Genomic DNA, 11,650 nt, shown 5'->3' on the forward strand with positions numbered 1-11,650 from the left:
TCCGTCCGGCGCAGGACCCCCCTCTCGTGTGCCACCACCGTTCGACGAGGACGTCAAGGAGACGCAGACCATGCCTGAGCCGTTCGTGAGCCTGCTGGCTCCTGAATTCACCGATGACCCCATCGGTTCCTACGCGCGACTGAGGGAGGCGTCTCCGCTCGTTCGCATCGGGTTTCCCGGCGGGCCGCCGGTCTGGCTGATCACGCGGAGCGAAGACGTCTCGTCGGCGCTGAGCGACCCGCGGCTCGTCGTGGACCATCAGAACGTGCCGGGTCATCATGGGCCCAGCCTGGCCGACCAGGCGGTCGCGGCACTCGATCTGCCGGACGAGTTCCGGGAGTATCTGGCGGCCAACTTGATGCTCGTGGACGGCGCGTACCACTCCCGGCTGCGCCGGCTCGTGACGCCCGCGTTCAGCGCCAAGCGGATGAAGGCGATGCGGCCGCGCATCGAGGAGATCTCCGCCCGGCTCATCGACGCCCTGGTCCAGAAGGGATCAGGGGACCTCATCGACGAGTACTCCTCACCGCTGACCGGCACCGTCATCTGCGAACTCATCGGCGTCGACGAACCCGATCAGCCGCAGGTGCGGAAGTGGATGAACGACTACGCCGACGCCGGCGCCGATGTCGCCGCGAGCGTCCGCGGCCTGGCCGATTACGTCAAGGAGCTCATCGCGCGGCGCCGGGCCGAGCCCGCGGACGACATGATCTCCTTCCTGCTCCGCAAGAGCGAGGAGAACGGTGACCGGCTCACCGAAGCCGAGATCGTCTCGCTGGTGCTCGTCGTGGTGAACAACGGGCACCACTCCACGGCCCACTTCATTCCGAACGCGATCGTCACGCTCCTCGACAATCCGGATCAGCTGGCCCTGCTGCGCGCCAAGCCGGAAGCCCTGCCGCACGCCATGTACGAGTTGATGCGGGTCGCGAACCCCGTCCCGCTCGCCGGTCCCCGGTACGCGACCGAGGACATGGAGTTCGCCGGGGTCCCGGTCTGCAAGGGCGACGCCCTGACGGGCTCCCTGCAATCGGCCAATTACGACCCGAGCCTCTTCAGCGAGCCCGAACGGTGCGATGTGGAACGGGTCTTGAAGCGCAAGGAGAGCCACGTCGCCTTCGGCGCGGGCCCGCACTACTGCCTCGGCGCGATGCTCGCCTACATCGAGGGCGAGGTAGCCCTCGATCACCTGCTGATCCAGCGTGACGGTCTGAAGATCGACGGCCGCCTGAGTTACCACGAGCCCGTGGCCGGCGGTGCCAGGCCGCTCTCAGCGTTCCCGGTGCGCTGGTGAGCGGTGCACCGGGCCGGACCCTTGGAAGGCGATCGCGATGAGCGAGACGTACGGCGTGACGAAAGACATCGGTGGCGATTGTGTCCCGCCGCCCCGGCCGGGCGGCGCAGCGGTGCTGCGCATGGAGGATCTGCACCCCGGCGTCGCGGATCCCGTGATGGACACGATGAACTTCCTCAACGAAGTCACCCTGAATTACCCGCAGGCCATCTCCTTCGGTCCGGGCAGGCCGCACGAGGACTTCTTCGACACCGAGCAGATCTTCGCCCATCTGCGCCGCTTTCTGGACCACCTGGCCGCCCAGGGGCGCTCACCGGCCGAGGTGCGCAGCGCGATGTTCCAGTACGGGCCGTCCGCCGGGCTGATCCGCGAACTCATCGCCGATTCGCTCCGCGTGGACGAGGGCATCGACGTGCCGGCGGAGTCGATCGTGGTCACGGTGGGCTGCCAGGAGGCGATGTTCCTGGCCCTGCGCGCGCTGATGTCCGGTCCCGACGACACGCTGCTGGTCTCCAGCCCCTGCTATGTGGGGATCACCGGCGCGGCGCGGCTCCTCGACGCCGAGGTGGTCGCCGTCGAGGAGCGGGCGGGCGGCCTGTCGTGCGCCGACGTGGAGGCCGCGGTCCTGGCCGAACGCCTGCGCGGGCGCAGGCCCCGCGCGCTGTACGTGATCCCTGACCATTCCAACCCCTCCGGCGTCACGATGCCGCTGGAGACCAGGCACGAACTGCTGGCCCTGGCCGACCGGTTCGACCTGTACATCCTTGAGGACAGCCCCTACCGGCTGGTCAGCCCCGGCGTACAGGTGCCCACGCTGAAGTCGCTCGACCAGGGCCGGCGCGTGATCCACCTGGGCTCGTACGCCAAGTCGCTGTTCCCGGGCGCGCGCGTGGGTTATGCCGTCGCCGACCAGACGGTGCTGAGGGCGGACGGGACCACGGGGCTGCTCGCCGACGAGCTCGCCAAGATCAAGAGCATGATCACCGTGAACACCTCGCCGCTGAGCCAGGCGGCCGTGGCGGGTGCCCTGCTGGCCTCCCGCGGCCGGGTCGCCGAGCTGAACGAGAAGGCGGCCGCCCACTACGGGGACACCATGCAGGTCGCCCTGCGGGGCCTGGAACGTGAGTTCCCCGCCGAGCGCAGGTCCCGGCTCGGCGTGAGCTGGAACGCGCCCAGCGGGGGTTTCTTCCTGACACTGCAGGTCGCCTTCCGTGCCGACGACGCCGCGCTCGGCCGATCCGCGCAGGACTTCGGGGTCATCTGGACGCCGATGTCCTACTTCCATCCGGACGGCGGGGGTGATCACACCATCCGGCTGTCGACCAGCTACCTGACCCACGCCGACGTGGAGGAGGGGCTCCGACGGCTGGCCGATTTCATCGAGTCCGAAGTTGCCGCGGCACAGCGCCGCGGCTGCTGAGTCCGGTCAAGTGTTCACCCCTGGAGGTGGCGTGTGGATATCCAGTCGATCGATCACATAGAGCTTTTCGTTGATGACGCCGAGGAGGCGGCCCTTGAGCTGCGCGACCAGTTCGGCTTCGCCGTCGCCGGTCGCGGTGGCGCCCGTACGGGTCTGCGCGGATGCGATTCGGTGCTGTTGCGCCAGCACAACATCACCCTGCTGGTGACCTCGGCCACCAGCCCCGATCACCGTGCCGCCGAATACGTCGAGCGGCACGGCCAGGGCGTCGGCGTGATCGGCCTGCGTGTCGACGACGCCCAGGCAGCGTTCGCCGAAGCGCTCGAGCGGGGGGCCCTTCCCGTCGCCCCGCCCGAGAGAGTCGGCCCCGAAGGAGCCCAGGTCGTCTTCGCCTCGGTGAGCGGGTTCGGCGACGTGGAGCACCGCTTCGTCTCCCGCGGCCGGCCCGACGGCCCGTTCGCCCCGCTGATCGAGGAGACCGGCTGGGACCGTTCCGGCGAGGGACTGTTCACGGAGATCGACCACCTCGCGGTGTGCGTGCCCGCGGGCACGCTCAAGGAGACGGTGCACGCCTACGAGGAGATATTCGGCCTTCGGCAGACCTTCGAGGAGCAGATCATCGTCGGGTCCCAGGCCATGGACTCGAAGGTCGTCCAGAACGGATCCGGACGGCTGACCCTGACCATCATCGAGCCGGACGTCACCCGTGCCCCGGGGCAGATCGACCGGTTCATCGAGGCCCACGACGGCGCCGGCGTCCAGCACATCGCCTTCCTCACCGAGGACATCCTGACGGCCGTGCCCAAGAGCGCCGAGCGGGGCGTGCGTTTCCTCACCACACCGCAGAGCTACTACGAGGCGCTGGGATCGCGGCTCGGCCCGATCGGCGTCCCCGTGGAGGCGCTGCGCGAGCTCAATGTCCTCGCCGACCGCGACCCGGCAGGGGTCATGCTGCAGATCTTCACCGAGTCGCGGCACACGAGGGGCACCCTCTTCTACGAACTGATCGACCGCCGGGGTGCCAGCACGTTCGGCAGCAACAACATCAAGGCCCTCTACGAAGCCGTGGACCGCCAGCAGACGAGCAACCCGACCGGCCAGGCCTGAGGCCTGAGACCTGCCCGCACCGGTGACGGCCCCGCGTCGCCCCCCCACCTCCGCAGGATGACCACAGAGGAGCAGACCAGTGATTCCGCTTTCTTTCGCACAGCGCCGCATGTGGCTGACGCACCAGATGGAGGGCGGCGCGGAGACGTACAACATCTCCCCGGCGTTCCGGCTGACCGGGGCACTGGACCAGGCTGCCCTCATCGCCGCGATCCGTGACCTGGTCGAGCGGCACGAGCCGCTGCGCACCATGTACGTAACGGACGACCAGGGCGAGCCCTTCCAGCGGATCCTGTCGTCGGCGGAGGCCTCGGTGCAGGTGCCGGTGGTCGACGTACCCGCCGACGAAGTGCGGGGCGTGGTCGATGAGTTCATCGCCCACCGGTTCGACCTGGCGGCCGAGCTGCCCTTCCGGGCGACCCTCCTGCGCTGCGGCCCCCAGGAGCACGTCCTGGTCCTGGTCATCCATCACATCGCCTCGGACGGCGCCTCGGTGGCGCCGCTGGTGCGGGACATGTCCGCGGGGTACGCCGCGCGCCTGGAGGGCAAGGCGCCGCGGTGGGAGCCGCTGCCCGTGCAGTACAAGGACTACGCGCTGTGGCAGCGCGAGCTGCTCGGTGACGTGAGCGACCCGGGCAGCCTGGCCGCCGCGCAGGCCGAGTACTGGCGCGAGGAACTGGCCGGAGTTCCGCAGCCGTTGAACCTGCCGCTGGACCGCCCCCGGTCCGCGCAGCGCAGTTCACAGGGAGACAAGGTCACCTTCGTCGCGGAATCAGAGGTGGGGACCCGGCTGCAGAAGCTGGCCGACGAGCGCGGGATGACCGTGTCGATGGTCATGGAAGCCGCGCTGGGCGTGCTGCTCGGCAAGCTGGGCGGCGGCGACGACGTGACCATCGGAAGCCCGATCGCCGGGCGCACCGACGAAGCACTGGCCGATCTGGTCGGGTTCTTCGTCAACACCCAGGTGCTGCGGGTGGACCTCTCCGGCGACCCGACGTTCGACGCGCTCCTGACGCAGGTGCGTGAGAAAACGCTGGCGGCCTACGAGCGCCAGGACGTGCCGTTCGAGACACTGATCGAGTTGATCAACCCCGAGCGCAGCACGGCGTACCAGCCGCTGTTCCAGGTGATGCTCGCCTGGCACAACTGGGACCGCGGGGAGTTCGAACTCCCCGGGCTCGAGGTGGAGTTCGAGCAGCACGTCACCTCGACGGCCATGTTCGACCTGTTCTTCAACATGGCCGTGGACGACTCGGGCGGCCTGCGCTGCGACCTCCAGTACGCGACCCAGCTGTTCGACCGCGACACGGTCGAGGCCATCGCCGCCCGGTTCATGCGGGTGCTGGAGCAGGTGGCCTCCGACCCGACGGCCCCGATCAGCGCCGTCGAGGTGCTGGCGCCGGGAGAGCGCGACTGGCTGGTCCGAGGCGTCAACGACACCGGACAGCCGGTGGACCCCGGCACACTGCCCGATGCGTTCGAGGCCCAGGTGGAGCGTGACCCCGACCGCGTCGCGCTGATCGGCGAGACGACGCGGCTGAGCTACGGGGAGTTCAACCGGCGTGCCAACCAGCTGGCACATTGGCTGGTGGAACAGGGCGCGGGACCCGAGCGGCTCGTGGCGGTGCGCATACCGCGTTCGGTGGACCTGATGGTGGCGCTGTACGCCGTGGTCAAGGCGGGCGCCGCCTATCTGCCGATCGACACCGACCTTCCCGAGGACCGGGTGCGGCAGGTGGTGCGGGGCGCGGATCCGCTGCTGGTGCTCGACGAGACGCTCCCGGACGTGTCCGGATACCCGCAGGACAACCCGCGGCGTGAGCTGTCGCCGGACAACGCCGCCTACGTCATCTTCACCTCCGGATCCACCGGCGGCCCCAAGGGCGTGCAGGTCTCCCACCGGTCGATCATGAACCGCCTTGCCTGGGGTCTCGCGCACTTCGATGTGGGTACCGAAGACCGGGTGCTGCTGAGCACATCGGCGAGTTTCGACGTGTCGGTGCCGGAACTCTTCGGACCCTTGCAGGTCGGTGCGGCTGTGGTGATCTCGCGTCCGGACGCCCGCAAGGATCCCGCCTATCTGGCCGAGCTGATCCGTCAGGAGCAGGTGACCGGCGCCGACTTCGTGCCCTCCCTCCTGGAGGTGTTCGCCGCCGAGCCCGCGGCGAAGGAGTGCACCAGCTTGCGGTGGATCGAGGTCGCGGGTGAGGCGTTCCCGCCGGCACTCGCCAAGAAGGTCGCCGACGTGCTGCCCGGCTGCGGTGTGCACAACCTGTACGGCCCCACCGAGGCGTCGGTGGAGGTCACGGCCTGGCAGCACGTGCCGGACGCGGACCGGGTCCCGATCGGCGCACCGGTGTGGAACACCCAGGTGTACGTCCTGGACACGGCGCTGCGTCCGGTCGCGCCGGGGGTCGCCGGCGAGCTGTACCTGGCCGGTGCCGGACTCGCCAGGGGCTATCTGGGGCAGAGCGCGCTGACCGCGCACCGGTTCGTCGCCTGCCCCTTCGGTGCGCCCGGCACCCGCATGTACCGCACCGGGGATGTCGTGCGGTGGAACAAGGACAGCCAGGTCGAGTACCTCGGACGGGCGGACTTCCAGGTGAAGGTCCGCGGTTTCCGCATCGAGCTCGGCGAGATCGAGAACGCGCTGGCCGGGCACCCGGGAGTGGCGCAGGCGGCGGTCCTGGTACGGGAGAACCAGCAGGGCGACAAGCGCATCGTCGGGTACGTGGTGCCCGATCCGGACGCCGCGGTGGCGGACACCGGCGATCAGTTGGATGAGTGGCGCCAGGTCTACGACGAGACGTACGCCGAATCCAGCGACACGGAACTGGGCGAGGACTTCGAGCTGTGGAGGTCGGTGTACGACGGCGAGCCGCTCCCGCGTGAGCAGATGGACGAGTGGCGGGACGAGGCGGTGGCCCAGGTGCTGCGGTTCGCACCGCGGCGTGTCCTTGAGATCGGCGTGGGTTCCGGCCTGCTGCTCGCCAAGATCGTCGACGCGGTCGACGAGTACTGGGGCACCGACATCTCCGCCACGGTCGTGGACCGGCTCCGGGCCCAGGCCGAGCAGGCCGGCCATGGAGACCGGGTCCGGCTCAGCGCGCAGGGGGCCGAGGACGTCTCCGGGCTGCCCCACGGCGTGTTCGACACCGTCCTGCTCAACTCGGTGGTGCAGTACTTCCCCGATGCCGAGTACCTGGACAGGGTGCTGCGCCAGGCCGTGGAGCTCCTCGCGCCGGGCGGGCGCGTCATCGTCGGTGACGTCCGCAACGCCACCACCCTGCGGCTGATGACGACCGCCGTGCAGCGTGCGGCGCACCCCCACGCCTCGCGTGACGAACTGCGCGCGCTGGTCGAGCAGGCGCTGCTCGCCGAGCGGGAGCTGGTGGTCGCCCCGGGGTGGTTCACCCAGTGGGCGGCCGACCGTTCCCTCGCGGTCGACATCCGGCTGAAGCCGGGCCAGGCGCACAACGAACTGACCCGGCACCGCTACGAGGTCGTCCTGCACAAGCAACCGGCCGACGCCCTGGACCTGTCCGGCGTGCCCGCGGTGCCGTGGGGCCGTGAGGTGTCCGACCTGGCCGGCCTGGAAGGCCGCGTCAACCGGGCGGGCGGCGCCGTCCGCGTGACCGGGATACCCAACGCACGCCTGATGAACGAGGCGGCCATGGCGACCTCCACCGGTGTCCTGACCGCGGCCGCCCTGCCCGGCAGGCCACTTGACCCGGAAGACCTTGCCGCGTGGGCGCGCCGGCAGGGCCGCGGCGCGATCCTGACCTGGTCGGGCCAGGCCGCGCACGCCTTCGACGCGATTGTCCTGCCCGAGCGGGAGGAGGGGCAGCGGACCGTCTCCGGAGGGTTCGTTCCCGGCGAGGAGACGGGGCGGGCCCTGGTGAACGCGCCCGCGCTGGCCACGGCGATCGGTCCGCTCCTGGCCGAGCTGCCCGAGTATCTGAGGGGGCGTCTGCCGGACTACATGGTCCCGGCCGTGGTCGTCCCGCTCTCGGAGCTTCCGCTGAACACGGCCGGCAAGCTCGACCGGCGAGCGCTGCCGTCGGACCGTGCGACCACCGCGCGGGGCGGGGGGCCCCGCAACTCCCACGAGGAGAAGATCTGCTCCTTCTTCTGCGAGCTGCTCGGCCTGGAGCGGGTCGGTGTCGAGGACGACTTCTTCGCGCTCGGCGGGCACTCTCTGCTGGCCACCCGGCTCAGCGCCAAGATCCGCAAGCAGTTCGACATCGACATGCCCCTGCGGACGGTCGTCCAGTTCCCCACGGTGGCCGAGCTGGCCGCGCTGGTGCTCAGCGGTGTCGCGCCCGGCAACCACGCCGACTCGTTCGAGGTCGTGCTGCCGCTGAACAGGGATCCCGGAACGGGGAAGGCGCCGGTGTGGTTCTTCCACGGAGGGGGCGGCCTGGGCTGGGCACACTTCAGTTTCGCCCCCTATCTGGACCGGCAGGCCTACTGCCTGCAGGCCCGTGGCTCCAACGGCACGGAGCCGGTGGCGGGATCGGTGGAGGAGATGGTCGACGACTATCTCGCCCAGATACTCAAGGTTCAGCCGGAAGGTCCCTTCAACCTGGTCGGCTGGTCCTTCGGCGGCCCGTTGGCGCAAGCCATCGCGGATGTGCTCGACCGGCGCGGCCACGAGATCGCTCTGCTGGCCGTCCTGGACTCCCAACCGGCGTGTGAAGGCAGCGGGTTCAGGCTGCCGGAAGTGGCCAGCAGGTCGGAGGAGGGGTACCGGCAGGACGTTGAGGAGGTCTTCGGCCAGTTCATGAACACCAAGAGCATGAACTCCTTCCTCGAAAGCATGGCGAGGGTGGGTTCCAACAACCTGAAGAAGATGGCCCTGTTCCAGTCGCCGGTCTACCGCGGCGACCTGCTGTTCTTCCACGCGACGCAGGACAAGGACAAGTCGTACGGGCCTGATTGGCGGCCGTTCATCCTCGGTTCGATCGAGGAGCACGACGTGGACGCCACACACCACGACCTGCACATGCCGAAATCCGCGGAACACATCATGAAGGTCATCGCCACCAAGCTGGCGGACTGACGAGGAAGGCCATCGGTTGAACTGCGCCGGACCCTTCCGGCGCAAGGCCCCCGTACGGCACCACCACGAACACCATGGAGGACGGGCGATGAGACTCACGCTCGGCGATTTCGAGAGATCGGCCAGGTCCCGACTCGCCCCCGCCGTCTGGGACTTCTTCGAGGGCGGCGCGGGCGAGGAACGGACGCTCGCGGCCAATGCCGGGGCGTTCGACCGGCTGTGGCTGAGGCCGCAGGTCCTGCGTGGCGCCGTTCGTCCCGAGACGGCGGTCACGATCCTCGGCCGCTCCTGGGACGCGCCGGTGGCGGTCGCACCGCTGGGTTACCACACGCTGGCCCACCCGCTGGGTGAGCTCGCCACGGTGCGCGGGGCGGCGGCGGCCGCCCGTGTGCCCGTCGTGATCAGCACCTTCGCCGGGCGCTCCATCGAGGAACTCGCCACCGCCGGCGGCGGCCCGCTCTGGCTGCAGATCTACTGCCTGCGCGACCGGGCGATGACACGGCGCCTCATCGAGCGTGCGGAGGGCGCGGGTTTCGAGGCGCTCGTCCTCACCGTCGACACGCCCCACATGGGCCGCAGGCTGAGGGACCTGCGCAACGGCTTCCGGCTTCCCGCGGGCATCGTCCCGGCCAACCTCGAGGGGCACGACTTCACGGTGCCCGCCGCGCACGCCAAAGCCGAGTTCGCTCCTGTGGACTGGTCGGTGGTGGAGTGGCTGCGCTCGATCAGCCCGCTGCCGGTCCTGCTCAAGGGGATCCTCACCGACGCCGATGCGGTGCGCGCCGTCGAGGCCGGGGCGGACGGCATCATCGTGTCCAACCACGGCGGGAGGCAGCTCGACGGTGTTCCCGCGACTCTCGATGCCCTGCCGGAGATCGTGACGGCGGTGGACGGGCGTGTTCTCGTCCTGCTCGACGGGGGAGTGCGCCGGGGCCGGGACGTGCTCGCCGCGCTCGCGCTCGGCGCCGACGCGGTGCTCGTCGGCCGCCCGATCCTGCACGGCCTCGCCGTCGACGGAGACCAGGGGGTGACGGATGTGCTGAACATCCTGCTCGGTGAACTGACCGACGCCATGGGGCTCGCAGGCCTGCGCGAGCTCGCCGACATCGGCCCCGAACTCGTCCGGCCCGCTGCCGGCGCCGATGAGCGGGGCCGGCACCACCGGGCCCGCGAGGTGCTGGGGCGCTAGCGTCCTGTGCCGGAAGTGATCGCAGGGTTGTGCGGGTGCTTACGTGGGTGCCGCATGGATACGCGGAGTGGGCTCCGGGGGTGATCCCGGGGCCCACTCCGCGCCGAAGGACGGTCAGGTGCGCCAGTCACGGCCGGGGGAGACGTGACGCGCGCCGGGCCGTCCTGGACCGGTGGCAGGTCAATCGTCGATTGCCTGGTAGAGGGTGGTCCAGAAGTCGTGGATGGCCCGCGCCGAATCCGGGGTGGACATCCCGGTCTGGGTGAGCAGGATGCCGACGACCTGGTTGCCCGGGTCGGCGTACGTCGAGGTGCCGGCTCCACCGTCCCAGCCGAACTGGCCTACGGGTGCGAAGTCACCGCGGTAGGTGCGCACCGCCATCCCGAAGCCCCACCCGCCGTGCTGCCCCTGGCCGTGCGACAGATGGACGACGTCGCGGGCCCAGGCTTCTCGGGCGGCCAGCTGCTCGGGCGTGAGGCGGTTGGTGGTCATCAGCTCGACGGACTGCCGGGACAGGACTCTTTGGGTGCCGTGTATCCCGTGGTTCAGGAGCATCCGGAAGTAGGCGTGGTAGTCGTCGACGGTCGAGTCCAGTCCGCCGCCGCCCGACGGGAACGCCGGGGGCCGGCTGTGGTGTCCCCCTTCGACCTCGTCCGCCACCGTGAACTCCCCGGTCTGCGGGTCGGGGGCGTACAGCGGAGGAAGCCGGTCGATCTTGTCGGCGGACACGTGGAAACCGGTGTCCTTCATGCCCAGGGGATCGAGGACGCGGTCGCGCAGGAACGTCTCGAACGGCTGGCCGGTGACCCTGGCGACGAGCACGCCGAGCACGTCGTCACTGATGTTGTACAGCCACCGCTCGCCGGGCTGGTGCATCAGCGGGAGGGTGCCCAGGCGACGCATCCACTCATCCGGCTCCACTGCGGGCAACAGCCATTCCTGCCCGTAGACCCCCTGCTCGAAGAACGCGCCCATCATCGGAGAGTGCGGCGCCGTCATGTCGAGGCCGAGTCCGAACGTGGAGGTGAGCAGGTCCCGCACGGTGATCGGACGCCGCGCCGGCACGGTGTCGTCCAGCGGGCCGTCGGGCCGCCGGAGGACACGCCGGTCGGCCAGCTCGGGCAGCCAACGGTCCACCGGGTCGTCCAGCCGCAGCCGGCACTCGTCCAGCAGGACCATCCCCGCCGCCACCGCGACCGGCTTGGTCGTCGAGGCCATCCGGCAGATGGTGTCCCGGCGCATCGGGGAGTCGCCGTCAGGGCGCATCGTCCCGATCGTCTCGACGTGTGTCTCCTCGCCCCGGCTGACCAGGGCGACGAGCCCGGGAATCCTCTTGGACTCCACATGCCGTATCAGCACCTCGCGCAGTCGACGCAGTCCTGATGCGGATAATCCGTTGCTGCCTGTTCCCATCGCGAATCTCCTTGCGTGCGGCGAGCGTTGGTGCTGTGGCGTTATCGGCCCGTCTTGTCTTCTCCGTCGTCCTCGTTCGCGGCTTGGGTGATGGCGTCGGTGAGCTGTTTGCGGGCGCGGTCGGGGACGTAGCCGCCCTGTGAGTAGTTCTGGGCGAACGCGTCG

General features: G+C 69.9%; 6 protein-coding genes. 5 read left to right on the top strand and 1 reads right to left on the bottom strand.

Features of this window, described 5'->3' with window-relative positions; all coding sequences use genetic code 11:
- Positions 1–70: 70 nt before the first annotated feature.
- From ACZ5U5_RS39080 to ACZ5U5_RS39100, 5 genes are all read left to right on the top strand, one after another.
- Positions 71–1,294 (top strand): cytochrome P450, encoded by a 1,224-nt coding sequence (locus tag ACZ5U5_RS39080; protein WP_469031331.1) that lies wholly within the window; start codon positions 71–73, stop codon positions 1,292–1,294.
- A gap of 37 nt (positions 1,295–1,331) precedes the next feature.
- Positions 1,332–2,714, top strand: a complete 1,383-nt coding sequence (locus ACZ5U5_RS39085) for an aminotransferase-like domain-containing protein (protein ID WP_469031332.1) — start codon at positions 1,332–1,334, stop codon at positions 2,712–2,714.
- A gap of 33 nt (positions 2,715–2,747) precedes the next feature.
- The gene (gene hppD, locus ACZ5U5_RS39090) at positions 2,748–3,821 is read left to right on the top strand and encodes a 4-hydroxyphenylpyruvate dioxygenase (protein WP_469031333.1); all 1,074 of its coding nucleotides are present in this window, start codon (positions 2,748–2,750) and stop codon (positions 3,819–3,821) included.
- Between the two features lie 79 nt (positions 3,822–3,900).
- Positions 3,901–8,883 (top strand): non-ribosomal peptide synthetase, encoded by a 4,983-nt coding sequence (locus ACZ5U5_RS39095; RefSeq protein ID WP_469031335.1) that lies wholly within the window; start codon positions 3,901–3,903, stop codon positions 8,881–8,883.
- 88 nt (positions 8,884–8,971) lie between these two features.
- Positions 8,972–10,072, top strand: coding sequence for an alpha-hydroxy acid oxidase (locus ACZ5U5_RS39100; RefSeq protein ID WP_469031336.1), 1,101 nt, complete (start codon positions 8,972–8,974; stop codon positions 10,070–10,072).
- A 180-nt stretch (positions 10,073–10,252) separates the two neighbouring features.
- Here the strand turns inward: ACZ5U5_RS39100 and ACZ5U5_RS39105 are convergent, their stop codons facing one another.
- The gene (locus tag ACZ5U5_RS39105) at positions 10,253–11,485 is read right to left on the bottom strand and encodes a serine hydrolase domain-containing protein (RefSeq protein WP_469031337.1); all 1,233 of its coding nucleotides are present in this window, start codon (positions 11,483–11,485) and stop codon (positions 10,253–10,255) included.
- Between the last annotated feature and the right edge of the window lie 165 nt (positions 11,486–11,650).

The sequence above is a fragment of the Streptomyces sp. NPDC033177 genome (assembly GCF_055577715.1).